General features: G+C 43.5%; 17 protein-coding genes. 10 read left to right on the forward strand and 7 right to left on the reverse strand.

Going from position 1 to position 19459, the window contains the following annotated elements:
* Positions 1–354 precede the first annotated feature (354 nt).
* The 5 genes from AK965_RS05090 (at position 355) to AK965_RS05110 (ending at position 5093) form a co-directional block, all read left to right on the forward strand.
* Positions 355–1716, forward strand: coding sequence for a flagellar sheath protein A (locus tag AK965_RS05090; RefSeq protein ID WP_099078592.1), 1362 nt, complete (start codon positions 355–357; stop codon positions 1714–1716).
* A 236-nt stretch (positions 1717–1952) separates the two neighbouring features.
* Positions 1953–2723 carry an ABC transporter ATP-binding protein gene (locus AK965_RS05095; RefSeq protein WP_099078593.1) on the forward strand — a complete coding sequence of 257 codons (771 nt, stop codon included), beginning with the start codon at positions 1953–1955 and terminating at the stop codon, positions 2721–2723.
* 97 nt (positions 2724–2820) lie between these two features.
* A complete protein-coding gene (locus AK965_RS05100) occupies positions 2821–3591 on the forward strand; it encodes an ABC transporter substrate-binding protein (RefSeq protein ID WP_172438070.1) in 771 nt (256 codons plus the stop codon).
* Positions 3592–3671: 80 nt separating this feature from the next.
* Positions 3672–4412, forward strand: a complete 741-nt coding sequence (locus tag AK965_RS05105) for an ABC transporter permease (protein WP_099078595.1) — start codon at positions 3672–3674, stop codon at positions 4410–4412.
* A gap of 3 nt (positions 4413–4415) precedes the next feature.
* Positions 4416–5093, forward strand: coding sequence for an ABC transporter permease (locus AK965_RS05110; protein ID WP_099078596.1), 678 nt, complete (start codon positions 4416–4418; stop codon positions 5091–5093).
* Between the two features lie 79 nt (positions 5094–5172).
* On the opposite strand, the gene xthA is transcribed toward AK965_RS05110, so the two are convergent.
* From xthA to dinG, 5 genes are all read right to left on the reverse strand, one after another.
* Positions 5173–5979 (reverse strand): exodeoxyribonuclease III, encoded by an 807-nt coding sequence (gene xthA, locus AK965_RS05115; RefSeq protein ID WP_099078597.1) that lies wholly within the window; start codon positions 5977–5979, stop codon positions 5173–5175.
* A gap of 99 nt (positions 5980–6078) precedes the next feature.
* Positions 6079–6246, reverse strand: a complete 168-nt coding sequence (rsmS, locus tag AK965_RS05120; protein WP_099078598.1) for a pleiotropic regulatory protein RsmS — start codon at positions 6244–6246, stop codon at positions 6079–6081.
* Positions 6246–6791: a primosomal replication protein gene (locus AK965_RS05125; RefSeq protein WP_099078599.1), complete on the reverse strand. Its 546-nt coding sequence runs from the start codon at positions 6789–6791 to the stop codon at positions 6246–6248. The genes rsmS and AK965_RS05125 overlap by 1 nt, the downstream gene beginning before the upstream one ends.
* Positions 6788–7573, reverse strand: coding sequence for a TSUP family transporter (locus tag AK965_RS05130; RefSeq protein ID WP_099078600.1), 786 nt, complete (start codon positions 7571–7573; stop codon positions 6788–6790). Before AK965_RS05130 ends, AK965_RS05125 begins: the two co-directional genes overlap by 4 nt.
* Before the next feature lie 14 nt (positions 7574–7587).
* Positions 7588–9663 (reverse strand): ATP-dependent DNA helicase DinG, encoded by a 2076-nt coding sequence (gene dinG, locus AK965_RS05135; protein WP_099078601.1) that lies wholly within the window; start codon positions 9661–9663, stop codon positions 7588–7590.
* Positions 9664–10179: 516 nt separating this feature from the next.
* On the opposite strand from dinG, the gene AK965_RS05140 reads away from it, so the two are divergent.
* Together AK965_RS05140 and AK965_RS05145 are read left to right on the forward strand one after the other, a co-directional pair.
* Positions 10180–11190, forward strand: a complete 1011-nt coding sequence (locus AK965_RS05140) for a porin (protein WP_099078602.1) — start codon at positions 10180–10182, stop codon at positions 11188–11190.
* A gap of 74 nt (positions 11191–11264) precedes the next feature.
* Positions 11265–11912, forward strand: a complete 648-nt coding sequence (locus AK965_RS05145) for a DUF2057 family protein (protein WP_099078603.1) — start codon at positions 11265–11267, stop codon at positions 11910–11912.
* Positions 11913–11985: 73 nt separating this feature from the next.
* Here the strand turns inward: AK965_RS05145 and AK965_RS05150 are convergent, their stop codons facing one another.
* Positions 11986–12684, reverse strand: coding sequence for a pseudouridine synthase (locus AK965_RS05150; RefSeq protein WP_099078604.1), 699 nt, complete (start codon positions 12682–12684; stop codon positions 11986–11988).
* Positions 12685–13043: 359 nt separating this feature from the next.
* Here AK965_RS05150 and AK965_RS05155 point away from each other — a divergent pair, with 359 nt between their 5' ends.
* Entirely contained in the window at positions 13044–15266 is a 2223-nt protein-coding gene (locus AK965_RS05155; protein WP_099078605.1) for an NADP-dependent isocitrate dehydrogenase, read from the forward strand.
* Between the two features lie 316 nt (positions 15267–15582).
* Here the strand turns inward: AK965_RS05155 and cspD are convergent, their stop codons facing one another.
* Complete coding sequence (cspD, locus tag AK965_RS05160) at positions 15583–15801, reverse strand: cold shock domain-containing protein CspD (protein WP_172438071.1); 219 nt, start codon at positions 15799–15801, stop codon at positions 15583–15585.
* A gap of 693 nt (positions 15802–16494) precedes the next feature.
* Here cspD and clpS point away from each other — a divergent pair.
* Complete coding sequence (gene clpS, locus AK965_RS05165) at positions 16495–16815, forward strand: ATP-dependent Clp protease adapter ClpS (protein WP_099078606.1); 321 nt, start codon at positions 16495–16497, stop codon at positions 16813–16815.
* A 47-nt stretch (positions 16816–16862) separates the two neighbouring features.
* The gene (gene clpA / locus AK965_RS05170; RefSeq protein ID WP_099078607.1) at positions 16863–19133 is read left to right on the forward strand and encodes an ATP-dependent Clp protease ATP-binding subunit ClpA; all 2271 of its coding nucleotides are present in this window, start codon (positions 16863–16865) and stop codon (positions 19131–19133) included.
* Positions 19134–19459 lie beyond the last annotated feature (326 nt).

Here is a 19459-nt window from a genome sequence, read left to right on the forward strand (position 1 = left end):
ATACCACGTGCCTAAGCATAGCTAATAACCTGTTGTGTTAAGGCACAAAAAATTCCTCATCATTAGGGCGGAGTTTAGCAAGATAGCCCTTTGGGGTGATTGATTTAGATCACTTTAAGAAAGGATGTGAAAGAAAACTACAGAAAGTGTCTGGCATGCGAACAACTTGGTGGTTTAGTGTGTAATTCGATTACACAAATTGCATAAAATTAGACTTTGTTTTGCGGAAATAATGCTCAATTGAACTTATTGATGCCATTCATAGATGGTGCGAAAAGCTGGCTTCATTCTTGCTTGATTTCGAGCAAAGACGATTTTTTGGCTAATCATTGCCGCTCAGTTTAGGAAGAATACATGAAACAGCTTAATGTGCTGCCGTTAGTGGCAATCATTTCAGGACTTATGGTCGGTTGCGGTGGTGGCAGTGGCGGTGGTGGCGGCGGCGGTGCTACCCCAAGTGATGTTGTGACGTTGACGTTTATTCAGAAAGTAACTACTGAACTTAAACCAAATGATAGTTGTACTCTATTTGGACAGGTGACAGAAAATGGTGTTACCACGTATACATATGCTAGAAAGGCGGCTGACGTAACGGTTTATATTCACGATGCAGTGGGTAACGTTGTTGAAACTAAAAAACCGGATGCTAACGGTATTCTGCGACTGGATAAGTACCCTTTGGAGCAAGGAAGTTATATTACAGTAATCGACTCACCGAGTGGGTATGATCCATTTTATAAAGCTCTTTCAATTCAGAAAAAATACTTAGAGTCGCAATTAATACAGGTGAACAGACCTCAGGTAGATAATTGCTATACAGCAGACTCATCCCCTAAACATAATACTGGGTTTGTATTAGCGACGACGCAAAATGTACAAGCAGATAGTTACGAGTTTTTATCCTCGAGACATAATCGCGGGGTTGTATCGTCTAACTTAAGCGAAGTAGAAAAAAACACAGATGAAGAAGTTCTAATAAAAGGTTATTCCAACAACACTCTGTCCGGTTATACCTTTGCTAGTAAATTTGGTTCGGCTTCCGAACCGTTTATTGTTGCTCTCGAACAACTCGATACAGATATGAACTGGTCGAATCAACTGTCATCAGATTTGGAATCTTTAAAAATTAGTGTATCAAAGGGGAAATACTCATATTCTTGGTATGAACCGAATGTCACGATTGAAGAAGAGTTTTCAATTTCTAGTTTAGAGAAAGGGTTTCATTATCAAGCTGAAGGCATATTGAGTACGGGATGGAAGTTTAAAACGGTCGGTCAAGTAGATGGAACTCTAGATGTTAATCTACCAGACTCTTTGGTCACTCATGATGTCGCACCATCGATTGTCAAATCGGGACTAAATGGTATCGTTGATGTTAAAGGCGTAAATTCATCTAATGAGCTAGTAGTTCGTGCGAAATACACGCAAAGCGTCAGCACCCCGACAATTATGACATTAGAACATGTTATTGTGGCTAGTCCAGATAATGGCGTTATTATAATCCCGGACTTGACAGGAACAGGACTAGCGTCAGAAAACCCACAGTCGTTGACGGTAGATACTTATGAATTTGTAAACTTGTCAGAGGGAGAAATTCAAAGTTTGCTCTCTCAATATGAGAGTACAGACGCTGTTGCTTTTGTAATTAAACCTAGTCAGAAAGCACAGCATGACACTGACCTTCGAACTCTCAAATATACACAGCTGTCACGGTAATTGTTAAAACTACAGAAATCTTTAACCCCTCTCATGAGGGGTTTTTTAATTTATTAAGCGCGTAAATAAGAATACATTGCTAATTATTGAATAATAATCTGCAATATGTGTTTTTTTATCTAGAGTGTACAGGTTAATAATTTGTTGCAACTTTAGTTTGGTGGTGATAATTTGTTCTCATTCAAAGAGGGCGGAGTCCCTTATTGCAGTGACAAAAAACACAGGGAGTAAGGCGCATGAATGATGTACCAGCGCTAGATATTAAAAACCTGCACAAAACATTTGGGCAAAATGAAGTCCTAAAGGGTATTTCTCTTTCCGCTCATAAAGGGGATGTTATCTCCATCATTGGCTCTTCTGGTTCTGGTAAGAGTACCTTCCTTAGATGTATCAACTTATTAGAAACACCGACCGCGGGTGAAATTTGGGTGAATGGTGAACTTATCCAAATGAAGAACAATCGCGCGGGTGAGTCTGTGCCTGCAAACGAAAAGCAGGTGCAACGTATTCGTTCTCGCTTGGCGATGGTGTTTCAAGGCTTTAATTTATGGTCACACCTCACGGTGTTAGAGAATGTGATAGAAGCACCGGTCCATGTTCTTGGTGTTCCTAAAGCACAGGCAATTGAAAACGCAGAGGTCCTACTGAAGAAAGTGGGGCTATACGAGCGCAAAGACTACTACCCAGGGCATCTATCTGGCGGTCAGCAGCAGCGCGCCGCTATTGCTCGTGCTTTGGCGGTTGATCCTGAAGTTATGCTTTTTGATGAACCCACTTCGGCACTTGACCCAGAACTCGTTGGGGAAGTCTTAGGGGTAATGAGAGATTTGGCAGAAGAAGGGCGAACCATGTTGGTTGTGACCCATGAAATGGCGTTCGCGCGTGACGTATCGAATCATGTTATGTTTCTACATCAAGGTTTGGTTGAGGAGCAGGGAGACCCAGCGAAACTTTTTACTAACCCGGATTCACAACGATTACAGCAATTTATTTCATCCATTTATTAGGTAAACAGCCCCTAATTTTTGTGGGCGGCATTCACTTGCCTCCCAAGCACGCACAACAAACAAAACCAAATAAAATAGCAATCACAGGAGTATGGAAATGAAAAAGTGGCTATTAGCAGCAACGCTTGCTGCAACGGCAGTGTCTGGTGTAGCTCAAGCGAAAGAATGGAAAACTGTTCGCTTTGGTATTGAAGGCGCTTACCCTCCATTTAGCTGGACCGAGACCGATGGTTCAATCAAAGGCTTCGACGTAGATATGGCGAACGCTCTTTGTGAAGAAATGAAGGTTAAGTGTCAAATCGTTGCTCAAGACTGGGATGGTATTATTCCTTCTCTGCTAGCACGTAAGTATGACGCGATCATTGCGGCAATGTCGATCACTGAAGAGCGCAAGAAGAAAGTGGATTTCACAGGTAAATACGCACAAATTCCAAACAAATTCATCGCTAAGAAAGGCGTAGGTTTAGACTTTGATAACCTGAAAGATGTCAAAATTGGTGTTCAACGTGCGACTACACACGACAAGTATTTGACTGACAATTACGGCGACGACGTAGAAATCGTTCGCTACGGTTCATTTGATGAAGCTTACCTAGATCTTGCGAATGGTCGTATCGCTGCGGTACTGGGTGATGCATCAGCGCTAGAAGAAGGTGTTATCAACAAAGCTGGTGGCGAAGCGTATGAATTTGTTGGTCCGTCTTTGACTGATCCTAAATGGTTTGGTGAAGGTATGGGTATTGCGGTTCGTAAACAAGACAAAGACCTAACGAAGAAACTGGATGCAGCTATCGTTGCACTACGTGAAAAAGGTGTTTATCAAGAAATCGCAGGTAAATACTTCAACTACGATGTATACGGCGACTAAGCCGTAATTAAGCGGCCGTTGGCTTGTTCCTAGAAGTCGCTAACGGCCGATTTTGAGTTTTAGGGATTAGGAACTCACCTATGCTGGATTTACAAGGATATGAAGCCTCGATCTTAAAAGGGGCGTTAGTAACCATCGAAGTCGCTGTACTTTCTCTGATTTTGGCTGTCGTTCTTGGCATGCTTGGCGCATTAGCAAAGCTTGCTCCTTACAAGTGGGCGAGAGCAATGGCGACGCTATACACCACCATTATTCGTGGCATCCCAGACTTGGTTCTGATGATGTTGATCTTCTTCGGTGGTCAAATTCTATTAAACAACAGTCTTTATTCTATCAATGAAACACTCAATGATTGGTTCACAGCAAGTGATCCTAATCATGAGTGGACCTCTTATTTACCTGATTATATTGATGTCAGCCCATTTATTGCGGGTGTACTAACCATCGGTTTTATCTTTGGTGCTTATATGGCAGAGACATTTCGCGGTGCGATTATGGCGGTAGATAAAGGCGAGTTAGAAGCGGCAAAAGCGTATGGAATGAGCTCGATCATGTCATTCAGAAGAATCCTCTTACCTCAAATGATCCGACATGCACTTCCTGGTTTTGGCAATAACTGGTTGGTATTACTAAAAACGACTGCACTCGTGTCGATCATTGGTCTTGAAGATATGGTGCGTATCAGCTCATTAGCCGCTGGTACAACAAAGATGCCATTTACCTTTTATATGGCAGTTGCAATTATCTTCTTGTTCTTTACTAGTGTCTCTACGGGCTTGCTTAAGCTTGTGGAACGTAAATTCAGCATTCACGCGAGGTAAACCATGGATTTTTCATTGATTGTTGAAAGCTTCCCGGTCTACCTAGATGGATTGTGGACGACAGTATGGTTGGTTTCTTTAGCACTTGTGATTGGTTTGGGCGTGTCGATTCCACTTGCGGTAGCACGTAACAGTACCAATTACGCATTAAGTCTTCCATCTTGGACGTTTATTTACTTTTTCCGTGGGACTCCTCTATTAGTGCAGCTGTACCTCATTTACTACGGTATGGACCAATTCTTCCCAGTAAAAGACACTCTTTGGGAGAATGCATGGTTTTGTGCGCTAGTGGCTTTCGTTCTTAATACTTCAGCTTACACAGCGGAAATTATTCGTGGTGCGATCAATGGCTTACCAAAAGGGGAAGTGGAAGCCGCGAAAGCTTATGGCATGAGCCCGTTTATGACTTATCGTCGTATCATCTTACCAAGCGCATTACGCCGTGCTTTACCTGCGTATTCGAATGAGGTGATCTTCATGCTACACGGTAGTGCGGTTGCCGGCATCATCACCATTATGGATTTGACTGGCGCTGCTCGCTTAGTAAACTCAAGATATTATGCGCCATTTGAGTCATTCTTGACGGCAGGTCTGTTCTACATGGCGTTGACGTTTATTATTCTGTGGTGCTTTAAAATGGCAGAGAAACGTTTCTTGGCGTATCTAAGACCATTAAGCTAAAAGTTTATCACTAGGTTGATACTAACGATAAAAAGAGCGCCAATGTGCGCTCTTTTTATCGTTGGTGAAAGGTCAGGGGCTATTTGAAGGTCGACCAGATAGGAGCATGGTCAGACGGCTTTTCGATTCCTCGTAGTTCGTAATCAACGTCTGACTCGATACATTTGTTAGCAAGAGATGGCGTTGCCAAAATCACGTCAATACGAAGACCACGGTTGTCATCAAAACCTCGAGAGCGGTAATCGAACCATGAGAAGCGGTCATTGACTTCTGGGTGTAAAGTACGGAAAGTATCTTCAAAGCCCCAATCCAGAAGTGTTTGTAACCACTCGCGTTCTTCTGGCTGGAATGAACATTTGCCCGTTTTCAACCAACGTTTCCGGTTTGGTTCTCCGATACCGATATCGGCATCAATAGGGCTGATGTTGATGTCTCCCATTACGATCAGTTGTTCATCATTGGAGTGGTGACCGTTTAGGTAGCTCATTAGATCTTTGTAGAACTGGCGCTTGTATGGATATTTGGTTTCGTGAGCGATATTGTCACCTTGCGGGAAGTAACCGTTGAGTACTGTCACCTTCTCGCCGTTTTCATCTGCAAACGTTGCCATGATCATGCGTTTTTGATGTTCTTCATTGTCAGTAGGAAAGCCCTTCTGCACGCTGATTGGCTCTTGTTTACATAGCATCGCCACACCGTAGTGCGCTTTCTGGCCATGAAAGTAAACGTTGTACCCCATTGCTTCGACATCTTCGATAGGGAAGGCTTCGTCATGAACTTTGATTTCCTGCAGACCGATAACGTCAGGTTGATGCTTATCGATAATGGCTTGAAGCTGGTGAAGACGCGCGCGGAGTCCATTAATGTTAAAGCTGATTACTTTCATTATTTATCCTTCTCAAGGGGATGGTTTGGTCAGAGATTACCATTGAAAATTGGCCTAAGAATAAGAGCGCTGTTAGGTTGTCACTCTAAATAGTCAGTTCTACTTGTTTGAAACAAGCTTGTTTTCTAAGTCATTTTTTACGATTTCGAGCGCTTTAAGTGCGGTTGCAGGATCAATTTTGTTTGTTTCCAATAAATAGATAAGATCAACGGCCAGTTTGACTTCTTCAGGCGCACTATCAAGTGGTGATATTGGTTGGTCAGACATTACTGATGTTTTTCCCTATGAGTAATTTGATTTTCGAGTTTCAGCAGCGCTGCTTGACAGCGCTCTAATCGCTGTTCTGTGGCAATGAGGGCCTTCTGCGCCTCTGAACGCATAAAGCTTGGTGCTATTTCTACCGCACGTTCCTTTTCCAACACCATTTCTCTTAAGCGGCGAGCCCATTCTTGGTGTTGAGCGAGCTCTTGATAAAGCACATTGATAGGCTTGCGGAAGTGACTACTATGCTTAATTTCGTTCTTACGAATTTTAGTGGTGGATATTTCACGTTGGATAGCACTAATTTGCGCAACTAATCGCTCAGTAAGGTACTCGGCACGCAACGTTGTCAATTTGCCTTCGTTCTGCTCCCGGATGATCGCATCCAGTGTCGAGTTTGCTTCTTTTACGCAAGGCACGAGTAAGCGAGAGCGGCAGTGGAACAAGCGCTCGTCAAAAAGTGGAACATGATGTTCACCTCGCTGGCGGTCAAGCGTTGCGGCTTGTTTGGACATCTGTTCTAGTTTTTCTGAAAGTTGATTAATGTTCATGTCAGACCTACAAACCATGCGTCATATGCCAATTTTATAGCAAGTGCGCTAACCACAGTAACAAATACTGGGCGAATAAACTTAGAGCCGAATCGAATCGCAGAGTGCGCACCAACAAAGGCCCCTGCCATTAAACACACGCCCATGGTTAAGCCTAGCACCCAGTTAATATGACCTAAAACCGCAAAAGTGATAAGAGAAGTGAAGTTACTGGTGAAGTTCATCGCTTTAGCCAAGCCTGACGCAAGCAAAATATTCAACCGATATAACGCCATAGAACTGACTGTCCAGAATGCACCGGTGCCCGGCCCAGCAAGACCATCATAAAACCCAATGGTTAGACCTTGCATGTACTGCTTTTTGTTTAGCAATGGACACGGTTCTGGTGTAGGGCTTTGGTGTGTGGAGTTGGGGGCTTTGTGGAATACGGTATACATAGCGGCACCCAGTATAATGAGCGGTAATACTTTTTCTAACCACTCTGTGCTAATCGCATCCACAAAAAGTGTACCGAGTGTTGCACCAATTAATGTGGCAATAAATGCACGGCCCCAGCATTGTGGCTTAAAGAGGCGCTTTTTGTAATAAGTAAAAGCAGCAGTAGAAGAAGCAAATGAAGCGGCCAACTTATTTGTCCCTAAAGCAACATGTGGAGGAAGCCCCAAAGAAAGTAGGGCAGGCACAGTAAGCATCCCCCCTCCACCTGCCACAGCATCGATAAACCCTGCAACAAAAGCGACAAGCGCCAACACCAACAGCATGGTTGGCTCAATCATTTCCATAAATGGTTTTTCTTCTAATATTCTATTTTGCGTTTAAACGGTGGCAGCGAGTCAATGAGTGCTTGTCCGTAGCGTTTGGTTACTAAGCGTCTGTCAAGAATGGTCACTCTACCAGAATCACGCTCTTTACGCAGTAAACGACCAACACTCTGAATCAGCTTTTTACTTGCATCGGGGACGGTGATCTGCATAAATGGGTTACCGCCTTTTTTCTCGATATATTCAGAATGCGCCTGCTCTACCGGTGAAGTAGGCACACCGAAAGGAATTTTGGTGATGATCAAGTTCTCTAACAACTCCCCAGGTAAATCGAGCCCTTCAGAGAAGCTTCCAGTACCAAATAGGATGCTGGTCTTTTGTTTATCAATGAGCTTTTTATGTTTTTTTAGAATCTCTGCACGAGAACTCTCTCCCTGAACTTGTAGCGCCCACCCGCGTTTGATGAAGTCCGCATTTAATGCGTCTGCGACTTGGTTCATCTGCCAATATGAGGAGAATAATACTAAGTTTGCTTTGTTGTCTTCTAAATACTTAGGCAAAATCTCAATAAGATATTCAGTAAACTGAGGTGCTTGCGGTTCGTACTGCATTGCTGGGATAAGCAACTCTGCTTGGTTTTGGTAATCAAACGGAGAGGCCAGCGCCAAAAATTGTGTGCCAGACTCCGGTTTCGCATCCACCCCAACTTGGTGACAGAAATACTGAAAAGAGTTTAGTGCGCGCATTGTGGCAGAAACCAAAACGGCACCAATACAGCGACTCCAAATTTGTTGATCCAACTGCCACCCAATCTCAAGTGGAGACACACTCACTATATAATCGCCTTCACGATCGGGGTGTTTCTCTAACCAACGAGCCAAAGGTGCGCCTTTGTCGCGAGTGGGCTCAGCCATTAAGCGCCAAACTTGAGCGAGGTTCTCTAAACGCTGAATATAGAAGCCCAATTCAGTCAAAGCAGGCTCTGCTAATTTTGATGACAGTTCGCCATCTTTTACGCGTTCGGCAATTAAGTCGGCAATTTTGGCTACGCTTTGGTTCGCTTTCTTACTGAGTTGTTTCAACTCTTTGGATTGGTTTTCCAACCAGGTCGGCAGTTCACCATGCTCAAAGCGATAGATACCTTCTTCAAAATGTGCGGGGTCAAACTGCTTGGTTAATTGGCTTAACGCGGGGATCAGTTCCTGTACGGACTCTTGTAAATCATTTCGAAATCGACCCACGCGCTTTTCATCCGCCAGTGAAGAAAACTTACTGGTGGATTGATTCAGTTTCTCTAACCACGCTGCCGCGCCTTTTAAGCTAGCGGATGCAGACGCATGATCGCGAGCAACGTGAGGCAAGTGATGCGCCTCATCGAACACATAAATGGTGTTTTCCGGTTCAGGCAAGATCACGCCACCACCGAGATCCGCATCTGCCATTACAAGAGAATGGTTGGCGATGATCACGTCGTTTTTGTCTAGTTCCGCACGTGCTTTTTGGAAAGGGCACCCACGGTGAGTCGGCAAGCTATTATTGCAGCTGTGCTTATCACTCACGATCAGCTGCCAGAGTTGGTCATCGATGGATTTTGGCCAGGAATCACGGTCGCCATCCCACTTACCTTGCGCAAGGGACCGATACATGGTTTCCAACAACTCGATGTCTTTCTTCTTCGGTTTAGTTTCAAACATGGCAAGTTGGCCACCATCGACGCCACATGCTGCAGCCAGTTTTTCAGCGCAGCAGTAACGTTGGCGACCTTTAGCGAGAATAAATGAGAACTCTCGATCAGTGATGCGACGAAATAGCGGCAAATCTTTGTTTACTAGTTGTTCTTGCAACGCCACTGTCGCTGTTGAAATGACCACTTTTCGGTTGTTATAAACCGCAACAGGGATGGCGGCCATCAAGTATGACAGTGATTTGCCGATCCCGGTTCCGGCTTCAGCCACCAGAAGACGATTGGACTTATGGTATTGCCCGCATAGCGTTTTCGCTATTTCCGCAACTAAGTAGTTTTGAGCTCTTCTCGGGACAAAGTTGTCGAGTTGTGCTTGCAGATTCTGGTAGCTAGTTCGAATCGATTTCTGAATGTTACTGGTTAGCATACGGGCCTCAAATGCGTTGGAGCCGAATAGTAGCACACATCACTAGTTGTACAGTAGTTCGCGAAATGGAATGCTTTTGTCAAGAATAGAGATCTTGTTCACAAAAAATATGAACTGCAACTAAATGAGACTGATTGTCAATCAAATGCAACATAAACCCAAGGTATTCATCTATTGTATGGTTTATTTGTCTTGTTTTTGTTTTATATTTAGCCTCTCAAAGGGGTATTGTACTGTATTGAGGTTTGTCTTTAGATGTATAAAAGTCAAGATGGTTGTTTGGATGTTAGTCGGATAAAGGAATTGTAATGATGTAAGTGTCTGTTATTATGTTGTTTTTATTTTTTTTGATGATGTGATTTAGAAAGTTTGACAGGCAGAGTAATCTTTTGCACTCTAACGCCCAGATTTTGAAGGCAAAGCATTGTTACGTTTCGATAACAAGCCGCCTCAAAAATATAAAAAAAGGGAATCGGACAAGGATATCCCGAACTAAGAAAAGGCAGTGGATTAATTATGAAAAAGACTCTATTAGCGCTAGCTATCGCAACTACAGCAACTTCTGTTAATGCAGCAGAAATTTACTCTAACGACGATATTAAAGTGGGCCTAAAAGGTGAGGTAGATATCTACCTAACTCAATCTGAAGTTGACAATATCAATGGCGTTGGTTCTGAGAAGAAAGACGCAGACGTATCTACTTGGGCTAAAATCCAATTAGACGCTGAGCAAAAGCTAAACGATCAGTTTACAGCATTCGCATCTTTCGAAATCGAATCTGACGGCAGCAACGCTAAGTTCGATGACGTTTTAGTTGGCTTCAAAACTGACACTTGGGGTATGGCTTTCGGTGAGACTGGCGACCTAGCAGAATCTGCAGACGCTATCCAAAAAGACGATATCACAAACGAAGGTAACTACATGGGCTCAACAGGTGGCCACCACCGTGAGTCTAAAGGTCACGGCGTTGTATTCAAAGGTCAACTCGTTGAAGGTTTCACTGTTGTAGCTGACATCAACACAGTAGCTGAAGATGGTGTTGATAACACTTACGGTATCTCTGCGGATTATGCATTCAACAACTTCTCTATCGGTGCGGCATACATCACTGGTGATGCAGCTAAAAACGTCGACTACTTACTAACAGGTGTATCTGCATCTGCTGAGTTTGGTGGCCTATACCTAGCTGCAACTTACGCACAGTTTGAAGGCAACAAAGGTTACGGTTACTGGGAGGCTTCTGAATACGGTAATGGTGAGACTATGGGTGTAGCAGCTTCTTACCAAATCGACGCTGTTCGTCTATACACTACTTACGCGGTAGCAACGACTGACGAACGTGTAAGCGACACTGGTGTTGTAACTAAAATCTCTGATGTTGATTCATATAACCTAGTAGTTGGTGTTGACTACGCATTCCGTGACAACATCCTATTCCTAGCTGAATACCAAACTGCTGACTTCGAGACAAGTACAAAAACTCTTGACGCTGACGGCGTAACTGCTGGTGTTTACTACACATTCTAATTCGTAGTTAACTATGCTATACAAAAGCCAGCTCTTAGCTGGCTTTTTTACATTTATTGATTAAGGAATCGTCCATGAACAAGTGGTATTTGAGTTTTGCTATTCTATTCTCTGCACCATACGCAACGGCTGCTCTTGATTTAGCTTCTGGTATTTCGCTAAATACTTTGAACGGAGAGGTTGTTGAAAGCGTGGAAGACGCTGTATTTACCGCTGGTGAGAACCAACTCGTTTTAGGTTACACGGGGTATTTGAGCGATAAAGGCAAACGCGAATTTATCAGTACAGTTCCTTACATTATGGTTGTTGATGTTCCTGAAAATGCGGAAATTGATGTTGATCTTGTAAGCCGAAAGTACGAGAAAATCTCAAAAAACGTAGACAGAGAACTTCCTATATTTAATATCTCTGTAAATGGTGATGAAGTCGAATTCGATCAAGAAGTTTTACCTCCTGCTAAAGGCGCATTGCCTTACAGCAATATTCCTCAGCTAGTTAAAGACTACAACCAAAAAAGAGGCTTAGTTTTTGATTCTGGAAAGATTCGTTCACTGAAAGAAGAACTCGCGGCAGTACAAACTGGCGCTGTGGTTGGTGTGACTGTTGCTGCTGATAGCACTGTCCAAGAGTCTGAAAATACACTTCAACTCAAGCTTTGGTATTCAAGAGCTAGTGAAGAAGAGCGTAAAGCATTTCAAAAATGGTTGATTGACCAAAAATAAGAGCAAAAGTTATTAGGGCGAAGTGTTCTCATATAACAGACACCTCGCTTTTTCATTTAGATCTATTCGATTCTTAAATCTCTCTCCACTCACCAGGTTGTAGATCATCCAACACAATCCCGCCCATGGAATAGCGTACCAAACGTAATGTAGGGAAGCCAATATGTGCAGTCATACGTCTTACCTGGCGATTTCGTCCTTCGATAATGGTAATGGCTAACCACGTGGTTGGGATGTTAGCGCGAAAACGCACGGGTGGATTTCTGTCCCAGATGTCCGGCGTTGACATCACCTCTACTTTGGCGGGCAGCGTCATACCATCTTTAAGCTCCACGCCTTTACGTAATTTCTCTAAGTCTTCTTCTTGAGGAGCCCCATCCACTTGCACCCAATAGGTCTTTGGTGATTTTGATGTCGGTTGCGTCAGTTTGGCTTGTAAGATGCCATCATTAGTGAGCACCATTAGCCCCTCACTGTCACGATCGAGCCGACCAGCAGCGTAAACATCTTTCACTGGTATGTAATCGGCAAGCGTTTTACGGCCCTCACCATCGGTAAACTGGCTCAATGTGTCATAAGGTTTATTGAAAATGATCACTTTACGATCTTCTGGGGCAATTCTAGGTTTTGCTATTGATGACGAGCGGCTTAGGCGATTTTGTCTTTTTTGACCTTGTCCTGTGGCGTTGCTTGGCTTTGCCGAGCGTTTAAAATGCCCCGGTTTAGATGGGTGACTACGACGACCTTTTTCATGGCCCGTGCGAGATGACATGTTAACTACCTTGCAAAATTGTAAATGAACTGTGTTTGAAAGTTTTATGTTTTCCTGATATCCGCTATCATTTTCGCGCCTAAAACTAACAAAAGCGCACAGAATAATAGACTATTTCGTGTTATTTGTTTAATGATATAGCTAAGTCGCTTTCAGTGATGGATTTCTGTTAGAAATACAGCTGAAAGTGCGCTTGGCACAAAGTGCACTCATGGATATAGAGTCAAATATAAGAAAGAGTGCGAACCGCATTTTGCGTTGGTGAGGAGAAATGCACTACTAACGTTAAGCAATGCGTCAATTCAACAAACTCAGTGGCTGAGTTATCAGCTTAGTTGAGTGAAAAATAGGGAAATTTCATGCCTACAGAAAAACCTACCATTATCTACACAATCACTGATGAAGCCCCAGCGCTAGCAACCTATTCATTACTGCCAATCATTCAATCGTTTACCGCTTCGTCTGGCATCAACGTAGATACTCGTGATATTTCATTAGCGGGTCGTATTATTGCGAACTTCCCAGAGCATTTAAAACAAGAGCAACGTATTGGTGATGCACTAGCAGAGCTTGGTGAGATGGCTAAGACTCCTGAAGCAAATATTATCAAGCTTCCTAACATCTCTGCTTCTATTCCTCAGCTAAAAGCGGCGATTAAAGAACTCCAGGTAAAAGGTTACGATTTACCGAACTATCCAGAAGAGCCAAATACTTACGAAGAAGAAGCCATCAAAGCGACTTACGACAAAATTAAAGGCAGTGCGGTAAACCCAGTACTCCGTGAAGGTAACTCAGATCGTCGTGCGCCACTTTCCGTGAAGAATTACGCGAAGAAAAATCCACACTCAATGGGTGCATGGTCAGCAGATTCTCAATCTCACGTATCAAGCATGACTGACCAAGACTTCTTTGGCAGTGAAAAGTCGACAACCGTTTCTGGTGCAACTGACGTTAAAATTGAGTTCGTCGCTGCAGATGGTTCAGTAAAACAACTAAAAGCTGCGTTCCCTCTACAAGATAAAGAAGTGATTGATTGTTCAGTGATGAACAAGGAAGCACTGGTTGCATTCTTTGAAAAAGAAATCGAAGAAGCGAAACAGCAAGACGTTCTGCTTTCTCTACACATGAAAGCGACCATGATGAAGGTTTCTGATCCAGTGATCTTCGGTCATGCTGTTAAGGTTTACTATAAAGATGTTTTTGCTACGTACGGCAAACTATTTGAAGAACTCGGTGTGGATGTAAACAACGGTATCGGCGATGTTTACGCAAAAATTGAATCACTACCGACAGAGCAAAAATCTGAAATCGAAGCCGCTATTTTAGCGGTATACGAGACGCAGCCAGAGCTAGCGATGGTGGATTCAGATCGCGGGATTACCAACCTTCATGTACCAAGTGACATCATCGTTGACGCATCGATGCCAGCCATGCTTCGCTCATCTGGCCAAATGTGGGGGCCGGATGGTAAGCAGAAAGACACCAAAGCGATGATTCCGGATCGTAGCTACGCTGGTATTTACCAAGCGGTAATCGACTTCTGTAAAGAGCACGGTGCATTTGACCCAACAACAATGGGAAGCGTACCAAACGTTGGTCTAATGGCTCAAAAAGCAGAAGAGTACGGTTCACATGACAAGACATTCATTCTAGATGCCGCAGGCACCGTACGTGTGGTTGATGCTTCTGGTACCGTACTACTTGAGCAGTCGGTAGAAGAGGGTGACATCTTCCGTATGTGCCAGGTGAAAGATGCGCCAATTCAAGACTGGGTGAAACTAGCGGTAACGCGTGCACGCGCAACAGGTGCTCCGGCCGTATTCTGGCTCGATGAAAATCGTGCGCACGATGCGGAGCTTATCAAGAAAGTTCATGCATACCTACCTGAGCATGATACGGCGGGTTTAGAGATCAAAATCCTTGCACCAGTTGATGCATGTAAGTTCTCATTAGAGCGTATTAAAGAAGGTCTAGATACTATTTCGGTAACGGGTAACGTATTGCGTGACTATCTAACTGACTTGTTCCCAATCCTAGAGTTAGGTACATCTGCGAAGATGCTGTCTATCGTTCCGCTAATGAACGGCGGTGGTTTGTTTGAAACGGGCGCAGGTGGTTCTGCACCTAAACACGTCCAACAAGTTGAGAAAGAAAATCACCTTCGTTGGGATTCTTTAGGTGAGTTTTTAGCGTTAGCGGCTTCGTTAGAACACCTAAGCGCTGTGACGGGGAATGTAAAGGCGCAGGTTCTCGCTGATGCACTGGATAAAGCAACGGGTGAATTCTTGGATAATAACAAATCGCCTTCACGCAAGGTAGGTGAGTTAGATAACCGTGGTAGTCACTATTACCTTGCTTCTTATTGGGCTAAAGCACTTGCAGAGCAATCTGTTGATTCAGAACTTGCTGCTGAGTTTGCACCAGTTGCAAAAGCGCTTGAAGAGCAAGAAGACGCAATCATTTCTGAGTTGAACTCTGCTCAAGGGGTGAAAGGTGAACTAGGTGGTTACTACTCACTCGATGATGAAGTGACAGCGGCACTAATGCGCCCAAGTGCAACTCTGAACGCTATCATCAAATAATCTAGGTTTACGCCACTTCGGTGGCGTATTTTAGTGCTGATAAACTATAAACCCGCTCTTTAGCGGGTTTATTTTCCTCTTCATAAAGTCAGTGCTATAACTAGCCTAAATTAATGAGAGCGAAGGGTTTGTCTGATTGAGCGCTCTAATACCAATCTAGATCAATAACAGGTCACTTTATTGCGCCGGAAAAATAGCTTAGAGCAAGACATAGATTGCAGTAACTCGTTATTCTAATTACTTACAAAATCTATACCGAAACTATCAGCGATTTTAACTAGCAAGAATGATCAATTACTTATTTAGATTGATATAGTTATTTGGCTTGGCTCTCTATTGGCACAACGCTACTCGCGTGTGAACCTTTTGGGCCTTTTTCAATCTCGTATGAGACTTGTTGGCCTGCTTTCAGTGTACGATAACCGTCCATTTGGATAGTCGAGTAGTGGGCAAAGATATCTCCTTCCTCTTCATCTGAACAGATAAACCCAAATCCTTTGGCATTGTTAAACCACTTTACTGTACCTGTAGCCATGCTTTTACATCCCTCATGCATTTTACTGATGTTTTTACTACTCCAAGCCATACCTTTAGCTTGGTATCATTATTAGTTCTCACTAATACACGTCGAGTTGAGCGTTCCATCTAAGACTTTGTCCCAAAGAAAGGCAGTCTTAAATGACGATTTATGCATCAACACTTTCCACTTTAGTCAATGAATCTCAGCAGTCAATAGTGAAATGCAACAATCAAAGTCATATTTTAAAACAAATCTCACTTAAGATTAACAACTTTGCAAACGGTTTGTCGGTCAGAGGCGTGGGGTTAGTTAAAAAGACTGTATGATTTGAATATGCTGAAGGCGCATACTGATCAAGCTGCACAACTTAGTGGAATCTACTAAATGAATAAAAAGTGAAATTTCGGTGATAGAAAGCATAAATTTAATTGATAACTGTGATCTCTTACTTTGCATTAACGTAGTGATAGGGTAAATGCATTGCATGCAACAATACCATTATTAGGGGATGCCTCTGACGGTTTGAAGACCAAAATCTTTATTTGCACCAGTGTAAGAGGTGCATTAATCTCTATATGAGGGCGCAACTTTTTATCTATCAAAGTCCATTTAGGTGCCTTATCTCACTACACCACTCGGCATGCTTATGGTAGATTGTTTTTATAGGTCGAAAACATCAACCCTTTGATAAGATATCTTTGAATTGCCATGAGTAAAAATTTTGAATGGGTGACTCCAGACTCTGATCTTCTGGAGCGAGAAAGTACAAAAGTTCAGCCGCCGAAGCTATACAACGTTGTACTCAATAATGATGACTACACACCTATGGATTTCGTCATAGAGGTACTTGAGCGATTCTTTTCTCATGATCTTGATAAAGCAACGCAAATCATGCTTAAGGTTCACTATGAAGGAAAGGCAATTTGTGGGACATACAGCGCAGAAATTGCTGAAACTAAAGTAGCGCAAGTGACGATGTACTCAAGGGAAAATGAACATCCGCTACTATGTACGATGGAGCAAGCGTAACAAGAAGACTTGCTCGAGCAACCAAGTTGTTCTTTCGGGAGGTACTTATGCTAAATAAAGAACTAGAGTCAAGCCTTAACGGTGCATTCGCTCGTGCACGAGATAAACGTCACGAGTTCATGACTGTCGAACACCTCCTACTCGCATTGTTGGAAAATGATGCAGCCAAGGAAGCCTTATTAGCCTGCAAAGCGGACCTTGATGCTTTGCGTAACGAACTCGATATTTTCATTGATCAAACAACGCCGTTGATCCCGCAAAGTGATGAGACACGAGAAACCCAACCTACCTTGAGTTTTCAGCGTGTGCTTCAGCGTGCGGTATTCCATGTTCAGTCTTCTGGGCGCAATGAAGTGACTGGTGCAAACGTCTTAGTCGCGATATTTAGCGAACAAGAGTCTCATGCCGCCTACCTGCTTAAGAAGAATGACATTTCGCGCTTGGATATCGTGAATTTTATCTCTCATGGTATTACGAAAGCTTCAGGCTCAAGTGAAGATCCATCTTCATCGGACTCGTTCGGTTCTGACAGCCCGGAAGAGACGAATTCAGATGAGCGCTTAGAGAGCTTTGCTACCAACCTTAACCAAGTGGCGAAAGCCGGTAATATTGACCCTCTGATAGGCCGAGATAAAGAGCTTGAGCGTACCATTCAAGTACTTTGCCGTCGCCGTAAGAATAACCCGTTGCTCGTCGGTGAAGCGGGTGTGGGTAAAACGGCCATTGCGGAAGGTCTGGCTTGGCGAATCGTAGAAGGCCAAGTACCAGAAGTCATTCAAGATAGTGTGATTTACTCACTTGATATTGGTTCGTTATTGGCGGGCACCAAATATCGTGGTGACTTCGAGAAACGTTTCAAGACAATTTTGAAACAGTTAGAAAAAGAAGAGGATGCGATCCTATTCATCGATGAAATTCACACCATCATTGGTGCAGGTGCTGCTTCTGGTGGTCAGGTCGATGCCGCTAACCTAATTAAGCCACTACTAAGTAGCGGTAAGTTACGTTGCATCGGCTCAACAACATACCAAGAGTACAGCAACATTTTTGAAAAAGAGCGCGCATTGTCTCGCCGTTTCCAAAAAATTGACGTTGTTGAGCCTTCATTGGATGACACTACAAAGATTCTGATGGGTTTAAAGCCGAAGTACGAAGCCCACCATGAAGTGCGTTACACCAATAAAGCGCTACGTGCTGCGGTTGAACTGTCGGCGAAGTACATCAACGAGCGTCATTTACCAGATAAAGCGATTGATGTCATTGATGAGGCTGGCGCTCGCAGTCGTCTGGCTCCAGCGAGTCGTCGTAAGAAAACGGTTGGCGTAGCAGACATCGAAGCGATGGTTGCTAGGATGGCTCGTATCCCAGAGAAATCAGTGTCATCGTCGGACAAAGACATCTTGAGAAACTTAGATGACAAGATGAAGATGCTGGTGTTTGGTCAAGACAATGCTATTGATGCACTGTCAGAAGCTATCAAGTTGTCACGTGCAGGTCTGGGTGTTGATAATAAACCTGTCGGATCATTCTTATTTGCCGGCCCTACGGGGGTAGGTAAAACAGAAGTCACGGTTCAGTTGTCCAAACTACTTGGTATCGAGCTTCTTCGTTTTGATATGTCTGAGTATGGTGAACGTCACTCTGTGAGTCGCTTGATTGGTGCGCCTCCAGGTTACGTTGGTTACGATCAAGGCGGTTTACTCACTGATGCGGTTCTCAAACACCCTCATTCGGTTGTTCTACTTGATGAGATTGAAAAAGCGCATCCAGATATTTTCAACTTACTACTGCAAGTGATGGATAATGGTACGCTAACGGACAATAATGGCCGTAAAGCGGATTTCCGTAACGTCATCCTTGTCATGACCACTAATGCGGGTGTCGCTGAAACAGAGAAGAAATCAATTGGTTTGATTCAGCAAGATAATAGTCACGATGCCATGGCGGAAATCAAAAAAGTATTTACGCCAGAGTTTCGTAATCGTCTCGACAATATCATTTGGTTTAATAGCCTAGATGAAAGCGTTATTCATCAAGTGGTTGATAAGTTCATTGTCGAGCTTCAGGTTCAACTTGATGCTCGAGGTGTGTCGATGGAAGTATCACAAGATGCACGCCATTGGTTAGCTCATAAAGGATACGATAAGGCAATGGGCGCTCGTCCTATGGGCCGCGTTATTCAAGAGCAGCTTAAGAAGCCACTTGCGAATGAACTGTTGTTCGGCTCGTTGGTTGATGGCGGCACTGTGAAAGTGACGTTGGTGAAAGATAAACTTGAGTTTGAGTACTTAAGTGAGAAAGAAGCGGCGCTTCACTGAAGCAACTGCTTTAAATAGCTGAAAAAGCGTGCGCTTAGTCGCACGCTTTTTTTGTTTATTTAATCTTCCTGCTGAACCCTTTAGTCGTCATTTATTCTTACTCCATAGGGAGTTTGCGAAAGTTCGATTCTTTCTTGGAGAGCGAATGCATGATCTTTTTATTGGCGCACTGAGTGTGCTTTTACTTGGATGTAAGCAAAATGCTCTCGAGTTAGTAAGGTAGGATGAAAAGTTCGAACCTATTATGAGTCTTATTGAACAGGGAAGAGCTTAGTTTGTTGATCTGGCAAGATAGCCGCTTCGAGTAAGACACGTGTTAGTGTTGA

This window comes from Vibrio sp. PID17_43, from assembly GCF_002608565.1.
In the GTDB taxonomy this organism is placed as follows: Bacteria; Pseudomonadota; Gammaproteobacteria; order Enterobacterales; family Vibrionaceae; genus Vibrio.